Origin of the sequence: Algihabitans albus (assembly GCF_003572205.1) — a bacterium.
Lineage (GTDB): Bacteria > Pseudomonadota > Alphaproteobacteria > Kiloniellales > DSM-21159 > Algihabitans > Algihabitans albus.
Genome location: NZ_QXNY01000005.1, coordinates 521790 through 535820, shown reverse-complemented (window position 1 = coordinate 535820; position 14031 = coordinate 521790). Strand labels below are relative to the sequence as shown.

The window sequence follows — 14031 nt, the reverse complement described above, 5'->3', positions numbered from 1 at the left end:
CCGCACGCTCGGACTATGCCGCTTGCGAGGCCGCCCAGCGCTGCGAGCCTTTCGAGAGGCGCTCGGACGCCTGCGCACGCGGCATCCAGAGCATCTCGTGATCGTCCTCGATCGGCTCGGCGAGCCTGCGGCCGAGTACGGCGCGAAAAAACACGCAGATCTTGTCGAAGTGACTCTCGTAGCTGGTCTCGTAGGTGAACTCGCGCGCCTCGCCGATCTTCGCGCCGACGTCGATGGCGTGCCCCGTCTCCTCGACCATCTCGCGCTTCAGCGCCTGTTCCTCCGTCTCACCCGGATCGAGACCGCCACCGGGCAGGATAATCTCGCCACGCTGGTTAATCACCAGCAGGTCGTCGGTGTCGGTCAGGATCAGGGCATAGGCGCCGCGACGCCGAGTGTAGAAGCGACCGGGCTCGATAACACCGAAAGTGATCATGACACTCGGCCTTCTGCTAGATCGTAGGGCGTGTATGAAAGCCGGGCTCCAAAGGCCCGTGATGGTCGTCGACTTCGACGCTCTCGACTCTGGCCAGCGGCGGGCCCTGGCGACAGCGCTCCAGCATTTCCTCGGTTTTAGGCTTCGGCCCGGCGAATACCGCCTCGACCCGGCCGTCCGAAAGGTTGCGCACCCAGCCGGACAGCCCGAGCGTCTCCGCCGCCCGCTGGGTCCAGCCGCGAAACCAGACTCCCTGCACCTTACCGGAGATCAAGACCCGCACCCGCGTGTCGCCGACGGTCGCCATCGCCGCCTCACGCCGCTTCCAGGCCAACCCGCTGCAAGAGCTCCGGATCGCGGATCGAAAGCTCCTGTCCAGCCAGGTCCGCCGCCGCTTCCGAACAGAGCCAGGCGATCACCTCCGCCGGACGGTCCGCCGCCGCGAGATCGGTGCGCTGCAGCTTGGCCACCGGACCGACTCCCGACGCCCGTATCTTGACCTGCATCTCGGTATCCACCACGCCGGGTCCGAAACCGTAGATCCGGAGCCCCTTGTCCCCATAGTCGCGCGCCAAGCAGCGCGTCAGCATAAGGAGACCGGCCTTGCTGGTGCAGTAGGCGGTCCAACCCTCCAGCGGAGAGTGCGCCGCACCGGAGGAGATGTTGACGATCGTTCCCTGCCCCCGCGCCAGCATGCCCGGCAAGACCGCGCGGGCAGCGGCGGCGGCACCGCCGATGTTGACCCGCTGAGTAGTCATGAAGGCCTCCGGATCCACCTCATGAAGGGCGCCGATCGGGTCGAGAATGCCGGCGTTGTTGATCAGGATATCGACGGAGCCGAGTTCGCTCTCGACCGCCGCCGCAGTCGCCGCGACCTGGGCGAAGTCGGCGACATCGCAGGTAAAGGCGGCAGCCTTGCCGCCGGCTTCGTTGATCTCACCCGCAACGGCCTGTACCGCAGCGCCGCTGCGTGCCGTCAAGGCGACAGCAGCGCCGGCCTGCGCCAGACGCCGGGCGACGGCCTCGCCGATCCCACGGCTCGCGCCGGTGACAAGGGCAACGCGCCCGCTCAGATTCGCCATCTCTTACACTCCCACCAAAAAAAAGCGTCTTGAAGACCCGGCCGCGCAACACCGCCGTCACTCTGGTCTCCGCTGAGACCGAACCGACGCGCTATCGACAGCGCGACCACGCGGGTAGAACACCGCGAAAACCAGATCGACCGCGCGCTTCGCGGACCGCTCCCACTCCCGGCGCTCGCTCCACTGGGCCTCGATGGTCAGCACCGGGGCGGTGCGGTCTTCATGGACCAGGCGGTTGCGCAAGGCGCGCAGCCAGCGCAGCTCCTCCGCCGGCGCCGCGCGCCGCTGCTTGGAGGCCTCCACCTGATTATCGACAACCGTCGCCGCCAGAATCACCACGGCAATCCAGGCACCGGCGCAAAAGCAGGCCTGCACGTCGATCAGGAGTGCCGTTGCCTGTTCCGAGAGCTTGCCGGCGCCGTCCACCGAGGCCTCCGCCTGACGTCGCTCGAACCAGAGGCGCCGTTCATCCCAGACCAGCGGATCGGGCGGGTCGAGTTGCTCCATTCCGCGAGGGACCCGGTCCTAATCGAACTCGATGATCACCTGGTCGACCGCCAGGTTATCGCCCGGCGCCGCCTGCAGCTTTGCGATCTTGCCGTCGCGCTCGGCACGCAGGACGTTCTCCATCTTCATCGCTTCGACCACGGCAAGCTCTTCGCCCGCCTTGATCTCCTGCCCCTCCGTCACGGCGAGAGACACCAGCAGGCCAGGCATGGGGGAGAGCAGAAAGCGGCTCATGTCCGGCGGCACCTTGACCGGCATCAGCTCGGCCAATTCGGCCAGACGCGGGCGCAGCACCAGCACATCCACCGTGCCGCCGTCGTGAGTCAGTTTCCAGCGCGGACCGGCGGCATCGACCTGCACCGTAATCGGGTGCTCGTCGAGGTGGCCTTTGAAGAGAGGCTGACCGGGCTTCCAGTCGCTTTCGATCAGATGCCGGCCACCGTCGAACTCGACTGAGAAGGTCGCGCCGATCGGAAGGATCCGCGCGACGTGCGGTTCCCGTCCGACCATGACCACGCGCTCGACAGGCTCGACGCCGCCACCGCCGTTCTTGCGCCGCTCCCCGCCCCGTTCGCTGCGCCACTGCAACACGGCGGCCACCGAAACCAGACGGTTACGATTTTCGGCCGGCAGGGCGCGGCCTTGAAATCCGTCGGGATATTCCTCGGCGATGTAGTTGGTGGTCAGGCGCCCGGCCTGAAAGCGTTCCGCGGCCATGACCGCCGCCAGGAAGGGAATGTTGTGGTTGACGCCACGAATATAGAAGGCGTCCAGAGCCCGACGCATCTCGGCAATGGCCGCGTCGCGGGTCTCGCCCCAGGTCGCCAGCTTGGCGATCATGGGATCGTAGAACATGCTGATCTCGGAGCCTTCGCCGACTCCGGTGTCGACCCGCACGGCAGCGGTCTCCTCCGGCGCCTGATAGCGCACGAGCCGGCCGATCGACGGCAGGAAGTTGCGCAGGGGGTCTTCCGCGTAGACCCGCGCCTCGATCGCCCAGCCGTTCAGTTTCACCTCGTCCTGAGCGAGGGTCAGAGCCTGGCCGGCCGCGATGCGGATCATCCACTCGACCAGATCCAGTCCGGTGATCATCTCGGTGACCGGATGTTCGACCTGCAGGCGGGTGTTCATCTCGAGGAAATAGAAGTTGCGGTCCTTATCGACGATGAACTCGACGGTCCCGGCGCTGCTGTAGCCAACGGCATCGGCCAAGGTGACTGCCTGCTCGCCCATGCGACGACGCGTCTCGGCATCGATGAAGGGGCTTGGCGCTTCCTCGATGACCTTCTGGTGGCGGCGCTGGATCGAACATTCGCGTTCGCCCAGATAGAGCGTCCGGCCCTGCCCGTCTGCCAGCACCTGAATCTCGATATGGCGCGGCTCCTCCACGAACTTCTCGACGAAGACCCTGTCGTCGCCAAAACTCGAGCGCGCCTCGTTCTGGGCGCTGCGGAAGCCGTCGGAGGCTTCCCGATCGTTGTGAGCGATGCGCATGCCCTTGCCGCCGCCGCCCGCCGAAGCCTTGAGCATGACCGGGTAACCGATATCGCGGGCGATCTCGACCGCCTGTTCGCCCGACTCGATGATCCCCATGAAGCCGGGCACGGTACTGACACCCGCCTCGGCCGCGATCTTCTTCGACTCGATCTTGTCGCCCATGGCGGCGATGGCCTTCGGCGGCGGGCCGATGAAAACCAGTCCGGCAGCCTCCAGCGCTTCGACGAAGTCGGCCTTTTCGGAAAGAAATCCGAAACCCGGATGGACCGCCTGAGCGCCGGTGTCCTTCGCGGCCTGAATGATCCGCTCCGCCCGCAGATAACTCTCCGCGGCCGCGGAACCTCCGATGTGAACGGCCTCGTCGGCGAGGCGAACGTGCAGCCCTTCGGCATCGGCGTCGGAGTAGACCGCCACCGTCGCGATGCCCAAGCGCTTGCAGGTCTTGATGACGCGGCAGGCGATCTCGCCGCGGTTGGCGATCAAGACTTTGTCGAACATCGGCGCGACCCCCCGCTGGAGCAGGACTGCTCTCTTACAACACTCGAGCGCGATTCACGTCTTAGACGGAAGCAAACCTTCTTCATCTTACGACGCTCGCGCTCAAGACCTGCAGCCCCGGTTAGACCGCGCGAGGCGGCAGACTGTCAACCGGAGCGGCGGAACGGCGACGGCTCCGCACTCTAAAACCGGGTGGCGGCGAAAGGCGCAAGGTCGATGGCCGCCGGCCGGCCGGCGACCAGATCCGCGACGAGGCGGCCCGTCCGGGCACCGAGTGTCAAGCCCAGATGACCATGCCCGAAGGCGAGAACGGCATTCGAGGCGCGCGGCGCCGGCCCCAGCACGGGCAGCGAGTCCGGCAGCGACGGTCGGAACCCCATCCAGCGGCTGGCCTCTCGCGTATCGAGATCCGGAAAGAGCTGCAGGCCGCGCTTCGCCAGAACCTGGGCCCGTTTCCAGTTCGGCGCCGCCACCGGGCCGCCCAGCTCGACGGTACCGCCGAGACGCAGACCCGAAGCCAAGGGGGTACAGGCCATTCCGAACTCGGTGGAGTAGACAGGCCGGCTGAGCGCGATACCGGGGGTCGGGATCGTCAAGTGATAGCCGCGCTCGGTATCCAGCGGCACCTTGACGCCCAACCGCTTGGCGAGTTCCTTGGACCAGGCACCGGCGGCCACCACGACGGCGTCGCAGTCGAGCGAGTCGTCCGTCGTCTCGACAGCTTCCACCCGGCCCTCCGCGACCCGGAAGCCGACGACGTCGCGGCGCAGAATCCGACCGCCGTGACGCTGGACCAGTTCGGCCAAAGCAAGCAAGACACGCTGGGGGTCTAGGGCATGCGCAACCTGCGGATAGTAGAAGCCGCCGGCCAGTTCGGGGGTCAATGCCGGTTCCATCTGGCGCATCTCGGCGACCGAGAGTTCCGCGACTTCCACGCCGCGGCGGTGCTGCAGCTCCGCCAGGCGGCGATAACTTTGCAGCCCGGCCTCGGTCGTGTAGGCGGCGATCCATCCGCGCCGCACCAGAAGCTCCTCGGCGCCGGCATCCTTCAGGAGTTGCCGGTAGGAAGGAATAGCGTCATCGAGCAGGGCCTGCAGGGCCAGGGAGATCCGCTCGACGGCCTCCGGCCGGCTCGCCGCCAGAAAGCGGAGCAACCAGGGTGTCAGCTGCGGCAGATACTGCCAGCGCAAGGACAGCGGACCCAAAGGATCCAAGAGCATCTTCGGCACCTGGCGCCAGATGCCCGGCGTCGCCACGGGCACGACGGATTCCGTGGCCAAGACCGAAGAGTTCCCGAAAGACGCGCCTTCGCCGAGCGGGTTTCTGTCGATCAAGGTCACCCGGTGGCCGTCACGCTGCAAGGCACGGGCACAGCAGACGCCGATGATGCCGGTTCCGACGACGGCGACATGGCCCGGCGGACCAGCCGGCAGATCCGGGGCGTTTGTAAGCATAGATGTATTTCAATTCGATGACAGGGACCGGCGATTTTCACCGGCTTCGCCCGACGGTCAAGCGCTACGAGGAGCAAGCGCGTCGGTTAAACGTTTACGGGCCGCCGGCAGATCGCTGTTCTGTGGATAAAACACATGCAGAGCCAGAAAATGAGCCGTCAACCGCAGTCCCATGGCAATGTCGTCGGGCGCGCTCCGGCCACGGCCGATCAGGAAGCGGGGAAGCGGCAGCAAACGATCGGCATAGGGCTCCCCTGCGGACCGCGAGACCGCCCGTCCGGTCCGCGGCGACACGTAGGCCAATTGGTCGTTAGAGCCGCCGGCGGCGCAAGTCTCCAGGTCCAGACCGTAGCCGAGGTCCTTCAGCAGCATCACCTCCCACTGCACATAGGCTTCGGCCCAGTGCGCGCCGGCCAGCGCCTCGATCAGGGCCAAGAGACCGTGATAGCTGGCCGGATGCGGCTCGCGGTCGGGGAGTGCGCGGTCGCAGACGGCGGCGGAGGAGGCCAAGGCGGCCAGGCGCGCCCGGTCGTCGAGATAGCGGGCGGCATGGGCCGCGGTCGATTCCAGGCTGAGATTGCCCATGTGCTCGGACAGCCGGGCCGACCAGGTCGCGCTGACAGCATTGCCCGGCTGCAGGACCGGGCGGAGCTGCCGCCCTTGCCCGCCCCGCACGAAGCCGGAATGCCGACCGTGCAGCTCGGTCAGCAGCGAGACGATGGCACCGCTTTCCCCATGCGGGCGCGCCGTCAGAACAATTGCCTCGTCGGTCCATTCGAGCATGGTGAGAGGATAGGCTTTCGCACCCGAGTCAGCGAGGCTTCAGGCCTGCCAGTCGAGGCCCCAGTCCCGGTAGCGCTCGGGATCGTCGATCCAGCGCTCGCGAACCTTGACGAAAAGATAGAGATGCACCGGCCGCTCGATCAGCGCCTGCAGTTCCGCCTGGGCCTGTTCGCGGATCTTCCGGATGGTTCGGCCGCCAGCTCCGATGGCGATGCGCTTCTGGGTTTCACGCTGCAAGTAGATGGTCTGGTCGATCTTAACCGAACCGTCCTTGAATTCCTCCCAGGCCTCGGTCTCCACCGTCAGTGCGTAGGGCAGCTCTTGATGCAGGTTGAGGAAGAGCTTCTCCCGGGTCACCTCCGCGGCCAGCAGACGGAGCGGGAGATCGGAGACCTGGTCCTCGGGATAAAGCCAGGGTCCCTCGGGCGCCTCCACGGCCAGCCAGTCGAGCAGATCCCCCACGCCATCGCCGCTCAAGGCGGAGATCATGAAGGTCCGCTCGAAGCTCGCGAGGTCGTTCAAGGTCGCGGACAAGGTCAGCAGGCTCTCGCGCGGGACCGCATCGACCTTGTTCAGCGCGAGAACGCGACGGCGCGCCCGCTTGCCCAGGCCCTGCAGGATTTCCTGCGTCGCCGCATCGGGCGACTGCCGCTGCGCATCGAACAGGTAGACCACCAAGTCGGCATCCTGGATCGCATTCCAGGCCGCTGCGACCATGGCGCGCTGCAGGCGATCCCTGGCGGCGAAGATCCCCGGCGTGTCCACGAAGATAAGCTGCACCGACTCCCGCAGTGCGATGCCCCGCACCCGCGTGCGGGTAGTCTGCACCTTGTGAGTCACGATCGAAATCTTGCTGCCGACCGCCTGGTTCAGCAGGGTGGACTTGCCGGCGTTGGGCGCGCCGACCAGAGCCACGACGGCGCAGCGCGTCGCAGCGTCGCTCACGTGTCGCGCTCCGCCAGCTCCGCCAGCATCGCCTCGGCGGCGGCCTGCTCGGCGTTCCGTTTGGAGCGACCCTCGGCCTCGGCCTTGCGCCCGTCGGACAAACTGACCCGGAGTGTGAAGTGCGGTGCGTGGTCCGGACCGCTGCGTGCGATTTCCTCATAGCAGGGCAATGCCAGGCCGCGCGCCTGCGCCCATTCCTGCAGTCGGGTCTTGGCATCCTGAGGCGGCGTCGGGTCCGCCTTCAGAAGCGGCGTCCAGATCGGCTCGATCAGCCGTCTCGCCGTCTCCAGTCCACCGTCGAGATAAAGCGCGGCAATCACCGCTTCACAGGCATCGGCGAGGGTCGCAGGGTTGTCGCGGCCGCCCGATTCCTGCTCGCCGCGCGACAAGGCCAGATGCGGTCCAAGATCCAGACCTTCCGGTCCCGCGACTTCGGCCAAGGTCTCCCGCCGCACCAGAGCGGCGAAACGCTTGCCGAGCGCTCCTTCGTTTTCCGTCGGAAAGGTCCGATAGAGCAACTCCGCGACCAGACAGCCCAGCACCCGATCGCCGAGGAACTCCATGCGTTCGTAGGACCGTTCGGCGCCGCCGGCCCGGCTGGCGTGGGTCAGCGCCTGCGCGAGCAAGGCGGGATTGGCGAAGTCGTAGCCGAGACGCCGGGCGAGAGCCGCAAGGTCCGCCCTCTGTCCGGGCGCCGCCGCATTATCGGATGCCATCGAACAGACGGCTCCAGCGAATTGCGAAGGGCCACTTCCAGACTTCCCAGAGACGTGCCGAGCCATCGTAGGAAAAGAACAGGAACTCGGCGCGGCCGACCAGATTTTCGCGCGGAACGAACCCGACCAGCCGCTGAGCGCGGCTGTCCTGGCTCGAATCCCGGTTATCCCCCATCGCGAAGTAGTGCCCCTGCGGCACCTGATAGACCGGCGTATTATCGAACGGCATATCGTCGGACCGCTCCCAGATCAGATGACGGCGTCCGTTGGGCAGCGTCTCGATGTACTCGGTGATGGTTCCGGCGGTCCCCGGCACGACGCTTTCCGCCACGCGCTCGCGCTTCACCGGCGTTCCGTTGATGGTCAGGATGCCGCCGACGACCTGGATGCGGTCGCCGGGCAGACCGACGATCCGCTTGATGTAGTCCGTACGATTATCGGTCGGCAGCTTGAAGACCGCGACGTCGCCGCGCTCAACCTCACTGCCGAGCACCCGCCCTTCGAAGGGGATGATCCCCCAGGGCAGCGAATGACGGCTATAGCCGTAGGAAAACTTCGAAACGAAGAGGTAATCGCCGATCAGCAGGGTCGGCAGCATCGAGCCGGAGGGAATGTTGAAGGGCTCGTAGGCGAAGGTGCGCAGAGTCAGCGCGATCAGCACGGCATAGATGATCGTGCGAACCGTATCCCAAAATCCTTCGCCGGCGCTCTTGTTCGCCTTGGCCATAGAAATTCGCTACTCGCTGCCTGGGGTTAGATGAGGGACGGTGTTCGATGAGGATTGCCCGAACGGCCGGGCAGCATATAGCGCTAGTCGTCGTCGGACGGAACCGCTGAGATGATCACCATCGCCTGAGCCAGCGGGTAGTCGTCCGTGATGGTGACGTCGATCTGGGCCTGGGTGCCGGGCGGCAGCAACTCGGCGAGGCGCACAGCCGCGCCTCCCGTCAAGGCCATGGTCGGCTTGCCGCTGGGAAGGTTGACCACCCCCATGTGCTTCCAGTGCACGCCGCGGCGCGGCACGCCGGTTCCCAAGGCCTTGGCGCAGGCCTCCTTGGCCGCAAAGCGCTTGGCATAGGTCGCGGCCGCGAGCCGCCGCCGTTCCGCCTTGGCGATCTCGGAGTCTGTGAAAACCCGCTGAGTGAAACGGCTTCCGAAGCGCTCCAGCGTCTTTTCGACCCGTCGAATGTCGATCAGATCGCTGCCGATGCCGATGATCATCGCGGCCAGCGATCAGGCCGAACGGGCGCCAAGCGCCTCGGCCCTTGCCTTATCCATCACCGCGCGCATCCGCTTGATGGCGGAGTCGAGACCGCTGAAAATCGCCTCGCCGACCAGGAAATGGCCGATGTTGAGCTCGACCAGATTGGAGATCGCCGCGATCGGGGGAACATTGTCGAAAGTCAGGCCATGCCCGGCGTGGCACTCCAGCCCCAAGTCTTGCGCCAGGCGCGCGCCCTGGAGAAGCCGCTCAAGCTCGGCTTCGGTCCTGGCACCGTCCGAACCCTCCAGGAAGGCCTCGCAGTAAGCGCCGGTGTGAAGCTCGATCACCGGTGCACCCAGCCGTTTGGCCGCTTCCAACTGGCGCTCGTCCGCATCGATGAAAAGGGACACCCGGATGCTGGCCGTGCTGAGTTCGTCGACATAGCGGCGCAGAGAGTTCATCTGGCCGGCGGCGTCCAGGCCACCTTCCGTGGTTACCTCGTTGCGCTTCTCCGGCACGATGCAGGCGGCATGCGGCCGGTGGCGCAGGGCGATCTCCAGCATCTCGTCGGTAGCCGCCATCTCCAGGTTGAGGGGCAGCTCGATCTCGGCCGAGAGCGCCGCGATGTCGGCATCGGTCATGTGCCGGCGGTCCTCGCGCAGATGCGCGGTGATACCGTCGGCTCCGGCGGCAGCGGCCATGCGCGCGGACCGCACCGGATCGGGATGACGCCCGCCTCGCGCGTTGCGGATGGTGGCGACATGGTCGATGTTGACTCCAAGACGCAGGCGCTGGTTCATCGACCGGCTCCCCTTTCTTCCAACGAGACCAGTAAAAGTAGGCGAGCGACAGGACGGGCGCAAATCCCAGCCGAGGCACGGCTGCCGTGTAGGACTCCCGCGACCGGCGTCATCCGCGCGCGCGCTCCACGGAGGTGATGTTGGGCATCGCCCGTAGGGCCGCCATGATGTTGGTCAGATGCTTCACGTCGCTCACCTCGACGTCGATCAGCAGCTCGTAGAAGTCGAGCGCCCGCCGGGTGAACTTCAAATTGGAGATATTGCCCTCGTTGCGGCCGATGACCGTGGAAAGACCGCCGAGAACGCCGGGCTCGTTGTTGACCGTCAGGAAGAGCCGGCCGGTAAAGGGTTCCTCGCCCGGGTCGCTGGCCCAGCCCAGATCGACCCAGCGTTCCGGCGTATCCTGGAACTGCTGCAGGGTGTCGCAGTCTATCGTATGCACTGTCACGCCCTTGCCGGTGGTGACGATGCCGACGATGCGGTCGCCGGGCAGCGGGTGACAGCAATGCGCGAAGTGGACCGCCATGCCCGGAATCAAACCCTTGATCGGAATGGCGAAATGGTCGCCCGTCTTGTTTCGCCGCGCGCGTGCGATGGGGACGACCTTGTCCTTGTCGCCCTTGGCTTGCTCGCGTACTCCGGGGAAGACGGCGACCATCACGTCCCGGGCGGTCAGATGGCCCTGGCCGACGGCGATGCAGACTTCCTCCACGGTGTCTTGCTTCAACTTCTTGAGAACGCCGGCCACGGCCTTCTCCGTGTAGTCGTAGCCTTCGGCCTTGAAGACCCGCTCGAGCATCTGGCGGCCGAGCTGCAGGTACTGGCTGCGCTGCTCATTGCGGATAAACCGCCGGATGCAGGCCTTGGCCTTGCCGCTGACCGCTATGTTCTCCCAGTCCGGCGAGGGAGTCTGAGCCTTCGAGGTGACGATCTCCACCTGATCGCCGTTGCCGAGTTCGTGGCGCAAGGGCAGCAGGCGGCCGTTGACCCGCGCACCGACGGTACGGTTGCCGACCTCGGTATGGACGGCATAGGCGAAATCGATCGGGGTGGCGCCGCGCGGCAGCGCGATCAGGTCCCCCTTCGGCGTGAAGCAGAAGACCTGGTCCTGAAACATCTCCAGCTTGGTGTGTTCCAGGAACTCTTCGGGGTTCTGCGCATGCTCCAGGATGTCGAGCAGCTCACGCAGCCAACGATACTGCCGGCCCTCGACCTGGCGGTCCTCCGGGTCGGCCTTGTAGACCCAGTGCGCCGCCACGCCGTACTCGCCGACTTCGTGCATCTCCGAAGTCCGGATCTGAACCTCGATACGCTGTTGCGCCGGACCGAAGTAGAGGCCGGTGTGCAGCGAGCGGTAGCCGTTCGGCTTGGGGGTCGAGATGTAATCCTTGATCCGGCCCGGCATTACCGGATAACGCGAATGAAGCGCCCCAAGCGCTTGATAACACTCCGGAATATCTTTCACGATCACGCGAAAGGCCATGATGTCCGCCAGATGCTCGAAGCCGACGTTGCGCTTCTGCATCTTGCGCCAGATCGAGTAGGCCGCCTTGATCCGCCCGGAAATCCGGGCTTCCACGCCATCTTCCCCCATATCGAAGGTCAGGCGATCGATGATCCGCCGGCTCAGATCCTCGCCGTCGGACTTCAGGAACTCCAGCCGATTGAGGATCGATTCCCTGGCATCTGGATTTAACTCTGCAAAAGCAAGGTCTTCCAGCTCGTCCTTGAAGCGGTTGAGGCCGATCCGCTCCGCCAGGGGCGCGTAGATATCGGCTGTCTCACGCGCGATCCGCCTGCGTTTATCCGTCGACTTGATGAAGCGCAGAGTGCGCATGTTGTGAAGGCGATCGGCCAGCTTGACCAGCAGGACCCTGATGTCCTCCGACATGGCGACAACCAGCTTGCGAAAGTTCTCCGCATGCTTCGACTGCTCGGACTGCAGTTCGATCCGGGTCAGCTTGGTGACGCCGTCGACAAGACGGGCGATCTCCGTGCCGAACAGCTTCTCCACTTCCTCCAGCGTCGCCTCGGTATCCTCGACCACGTCGTGCAAGAGGGCGGTCACGATGGAGTCCGCATCGAGCTTCAGCTCGGTCAGAATGCCGGCGACTTCGATCGGATGGGAGAAATAGGGGTCGCCCGAGGCGCGGCGCTGCGAGCCATGCCTCTTCATGGCATAGACATAGGCCTTGTTAAGCCGGTCTTCGTCGGCAGCGGGGTCGTAGGACGTAACCCGTTCGACCAGCTCGAACTGGCGCAGCATACTCGGTCCTCTGGCGCGCGCTTCGGGGGATCAAAGTTCGGATGTAAGACTAGGGGCGGCGCCTCCAAGCGCCAAGCGAAAGCCTCCCTACGATCTCGCAGGGCTGCTCAACGAAAAAGCGCCGCCGCACCAAGGCTCGAAAATCGAGCCGGCACAGCGGCGCTCTTAGAGCGGTTACGACGGAGGCGAGAGCCGGATCAGGCGCCCTGTTCAACCTCGTCCGAAATCTCGGGTTGACGCGCCGGGGCCGGTTTCGGAGCCACGGCCTCGCCACTCACTTCGGCCTCCAGACTGGCGGCCAGAGCGATCTCGGCCATATCGTCGTCTTCCGGCGCATCTTCCTTGTGGAAGCGCTGCATCAGCGTAATGCGCTCCTCCAGAAGCTGGTCCGGATCCACCTTGACCTCGGCAATCTCGCGCAGGGAGACGACCGGATTCTTGTCGTTGTCACGCTCCAGCGTCAGCGGGGCCCCAGAGGAAATGTCGCGGGCACGCTGGGCGGCCAGAACAACCAGGTCAAACCGGTTGGGGATCTTTTCGACACAGTCTTCAACGGTTACGCGCGCCATGCGGGCGAACCTCCTTCAGCCAGAGCGATAGCAGTGTTTGTGCAAGCGGCTGTTATAGGCAGCGACACAGCATCCTGCAAGCCGGATGACGGTTGGAACTCCGCCGGAAAAGAGGTTGGCGGCCCTTCGGGTCAGAAGCCGTTAGAGCCTGCTGCGCTTGTTCCGACGCCCTTCGCCGCACTTGCGGCGGCAAATGACACCCTCATACTGCTGCCATCCGGCTTGGAACAAGCTGGCGAAGGGCTCGTCCAGGAGGATTTCCTCCAGCGGCCGCACACGGATGTTGTAGTCCTCGAAGCGCCGACCCGCTTTCGATTGCAGGCTCCGCTCCTCCTCCGAGTGATCGATCCAGCAACAGGCCGACACGTTGCCGTCGGCGGTGATGTAAGGGCGGTTCAGCATCTGAGCCTTGCAGCGGATGCCGTTGATCCCGGCATCGGCCTGCGCCGTCTTGCCGGCCAACAGCGTCTCCACAGGCTGCGGCTCCTCCGGGGAGGCCGCCGCCGATCCGAAACGCCCTTGATAATCGGTCGCCGAGAACTTCGACGGCTCCAGGACCGCCGGCGTTCCGTCCGGCAAGACGTAGTCGAAGCGCTGGCTTTTGCCGAAGCGGATGGTATCGATCAGCACGAAATGCCGAAAGCCCAGGTTGCGGGCAAGATCGCGCGCTTCCTCGACCTGATGCTCGTTGTGCCGGAACAAGATGTAGTACCAGTCCGCCACGGCTCCGGTCGCCAGATAGGTCTTGGCGTTGGCCAGAATCCTGTCGAAGTCGGTGTTGACCCGATAGAGCGCGTTAGTGTCCCTGAGGCCGTCGATATGCAGTTCCAGGTGGGAGCCGTTGCGCGCCATAACCGCGCCGAAACGGCGCCACCACTCGAGGCCGCGCAGACTGCCGTTGGTGGAGACGACGAGCCGCACGCCCTGGGCCGTCAGGTAGTCGCAAATCTCCAGGCACTCGCTGGCGGCCAGGGCATCGCCGAGACCGCCACCGAACTGAACCTCCTCGACACGCCGGCAAAAGTCGGGCGTGAACTGGGTCGTGAAATCCGCCAGTTTCAACTCGATCTTGCGGACCTTCTGAGAGTTGACCTGACAGCGGTTCATGGCATCCGTCCGCCCGCACATGGGACAGCCGGCATTGCACTTGTCAGTCAACTCGACGTGAAACCTGTACGGCCGATCGGGATCGAACAAGGACGCAGTCCTCCGCTGGAGCAGAAACGCCTGAGGCGCCGACATTTCTACGTGGGGGATACTGTCGCGCGTTACGA

Annotated in this window: 15 protein-coding genes; all 15 read right to left on the bottom strand. The window is 65.3% G+C overall.

What is annotated here, in order from left to right:
- Positions 1 to 13: 13 nt before the first annotated feature.
- Entirely contained in the window at positions 14 to 436 is a 423-nt protein-coding gene (locus tag DBZ32_RS16585; protein WP_119168328.1) for an NUDIX domain-containing protein, read from the bottom strand.
- Positions 437 to 452: 16 nt separating this feature from the next.
- Positions 453 to 743 (bottom strand): acylphosphatase, encoded by a 291-nt coding sequence (locus DBZ32_RS16580; protein WP_119168402.1) that lies wholly within the window; start codon positions 741 to 743, stop codon positions 453 to 455.
- 7 nt (positions 744 to 750) lie between these two features.
- On the bottom strand, positions 751 to 1518 hold the full coding sequence (locus DBZ32_RS16575) for an SDR family NAD(P)-dependent oxidoreductase (RefSeq protein ID WP_119168326.1): 768 nt from the start codon (positions 1516 to 1518) through the stop codon (positions 751 to 753).
- Positions 1519 to 1575: 57 nt separating this feature from the next.
- On the bottom strand, positions 1576 to 2025 hold the full coding sequence (locus DBZ32_RS16570; RefSeq protein ID WP_119168324.1) for a hypothetical protein: 450 nt from the start codon (positions 2023 to 2025) through the stop codon (positions 1576 to 1578).
- 18 nt (positions 2026 to 2043) lie between these two features.
- A complete protein-coding gene (locus DBZ32_RS16565; protein WP_119168322.1) occupies positions 2044 to 4020 on the bottom strand; it encodes an acetyl-CoA carboxylase biotin carboxylase subunit in 1977 nt (658 codons plus the stop codon).
- Positions 4021 to 4202: 182 nt separating this feature from the next.
- The gene (locus tag DBZ32_RS16560; protein WP_119168320.1) at positions 4203 to 5474 is read right to left on the bottom strand and encodes an NAD(P)/FAD-dependent oxidoreductase; all 1272 of its coding nucleotides are present in this window, start codon (positions 5472 to 5474) and stop codon (positions 4203 to 4205) included.
- Between the two features lie 57 nt (positions 5475 to 5531).
- Complete coding sequence (gene recO, locus DBZ32_RS16555; RefSeq protein WP_119168318.1) at positions 5532 to 6257, bottom strand: DNA repair protein RecO; 726 nt, start codon at positions 6255 to 6257, stop codon at positions 5532 to 5534.
- Between the two features lie 39 nt (positions 6258 to 6296).
- Positions 6297 to 7202 carry a GTPase Era gene (gene era / locus DBZ32_RS16550; protein WP_119168315.1) on the bottom strand — a complete coding sequence of 302 codons (906 nt, stop codon included), beginning with the start codon at positions 7200 to 7202 and terminating at the stop codon, positions 6297 to 6299.
- Entirely contained in the window at positions 7199 to 7918 is a 720-nt protein-coding gene (gene rnc, locus DBZ32_RS16545; protein ID WP_119168313.1) for a ribonuclease III, read from the bottom strand. The genes era and rnc overlap by 4 nt, the downstream gene beginning before the upstream one ends.
- The gene (gene lepB, locus DBZ32_RS16540; protein ID WP_119168311.1) at positions 7905 to 8645 is read right to left on the bottom strand and encodes a signal peptidase I; all 741 of its coding nucleotides are present in this window, start codon (positions 8643 to 8645) and stop codon (positions 7905 to 7907) included. Before lepB ends, rnc begins: the two co-directional genes overlap by 14 nt.
- A gap of 83 nt (positions 8646 to 8728) precedes the next feature.
- A complete protein-coding gene (gene acpS / locus DBZ32_RS16535; RefSeq protein WP_119168309.1) occupies positions 8729 to 9139 on the bottom strand; it encodes a holo-ACP synthase in 411 nt (136 codons plus the stop codon).
- A gap of 12 nt (positions 9140 to 9151) precedes the next feature.
- Positions 9152 to 9922, bottom strand: a complete 771-nt coding sequence (locus DBZ32_RS16530) for a pyridoxine 5'-phosphate synthase (RefSeq protein WP_119168307.1) — start codon at positions 9920 to 9922, stop codon at positions 9152 to 9154.
- Between the two features lie 109 nt (positions 9923 to 10031).
- The gene (locus DBZ32_RS16525) at positions 10032 to 12188 is read right to left on the bottom strand and encodes a RelA/SpoT family protein (protein ID WP_119168305.1); all 2157 of its coding nucleotides are present in this window, start codon (positions 12186 to 12188) and stop codon (positions 10032 to 10034) included.
- Between the two features lie 197 nt (positions 12189 to 12385).
- On the bottom strand, positions 12386 to 12757 hold the full coding sequence (rpoZ, locus tag DBZ32_RS16520) for a DNA-directed RNA polymerase subunit omega (RefSeq protein ID WP_119168303.1): 372 nt from the start codon (positions 12755 to 12757) through the stop codon (positions 12386 to 12388).
- Between the two features lie 141 nt (positions 12758 to 12898).
- Positions 12899 to 13954 (bottom strand): radical SAM protein, encoded by a 1056-nt coding sequence (locus tag DBZ32_RS16515; RefSeq protein WP_162906805.1) that lies wholly within the window; start codon positions 13952 to 13954, stop codon positions 12899 to 12901.
- Positions 13955 to 14031 lie beyond the last annotated feature (77 nt).

What these genes read in the sequence shown, in the direction of transcription:
- DBZ32_RS16560 (WP_119168320.1), bottom strand. Translation starts at nt 5,474, where the DNA reads ATGCTTACAAACGCCCCGGATCTGCCGGCTGGTCCGCCGGGCCATGTC.
- rpoZ (WP_119168303.1), bottom strand. Translation starts at nt 12,757, where the DNA reads ATGGCGCGCGTAACCGTTGAAGACTGTGTCGAAAAGATCCCCAACCGG.
- rnc (WP_119168313.1), bottom strand. Translation starts at nt 7,918, where the DNA reads ATGGCATCCGATAATGCGGCGGCGCCCGGACAGAGGGCGGACCTTGCG.
- recO (WP_119168318.1), bottom strand. Translation starts at nt 6,257, where the DNA reads ATGCTCGAATGGACCGACGAGGCAATTGTTCTGACGGCGCGCCCGCAT.
- DBZ32_RS16580 (WP_119168402.1), bottom strand. Translation starts at nt 743, where the DNA reads ATGGCGACCGTCGGCGACACGCGGGTGCGGGTCTTGATCTCCGGTAAG.
- lepB (WP_119168311.1), bottom strand. Translation starts at nt 8,645, where the DNA reads ATGGCCAAGGCGAACAAGAGCGCCGGCGAAGGATTTTGGGATACGGTT.
- DBZ32_RS16530 (WP_119168307.1), bottom strand. Translation starts at nt 9,922, where the DNA reads ATGAACCAGCGCCTGCGTCTTGGAGTCAACATCGACCATGTCGCCACC.
- DBZ32_RS16525 (WP_119168305.1), bottom strand. Translation starts at nt 12,188, where the DNA reads ATGCTGCGCCAGTTCGAGCTGGTCGAACGGGTTACGTCCTACGACCCC.
- DBZ32_RS16565 (WP_119168322.1), bottom strand. Translation starts at nt 4,020, where the DNA reads ATGTTCGACAAAGTCTTGATCGCCAACCGCGGCGAGATCGCCTGCCGC.
- DBZ32_RS16575 (WP_119168326.1), bottom strand. Translation starts at nt 1,518, where the DNA reads ATGGCGAATCTGAGCGGGCGCGTTGCCCTTGTCACCGGCGCGAGCCGT.
- acpS (WP_119168309.1), bottom strand. Translation starts at nt 9,139, where the DNA reads ATGATCATCGGCATCGGCAGCGATCTGATCGACATTCGACGGGTCGAA.
- DBZ32_RS16585 (WP_119168328.1), bottom strand. Translation starts at nt 436, where the DNA reads ATGATCACTTTCGGTGTTATCGAGCCCGGTCGCTTCTACACTCGGCGT.
- DBZ32_RS16570 (WP_119168324.1), bottom strand. Translation starts at nt 2,025, where the DNA reads ATGGAGCAACTCGACCCGCCCGATCCGCTGGTCTGGGATGAACGGCGC.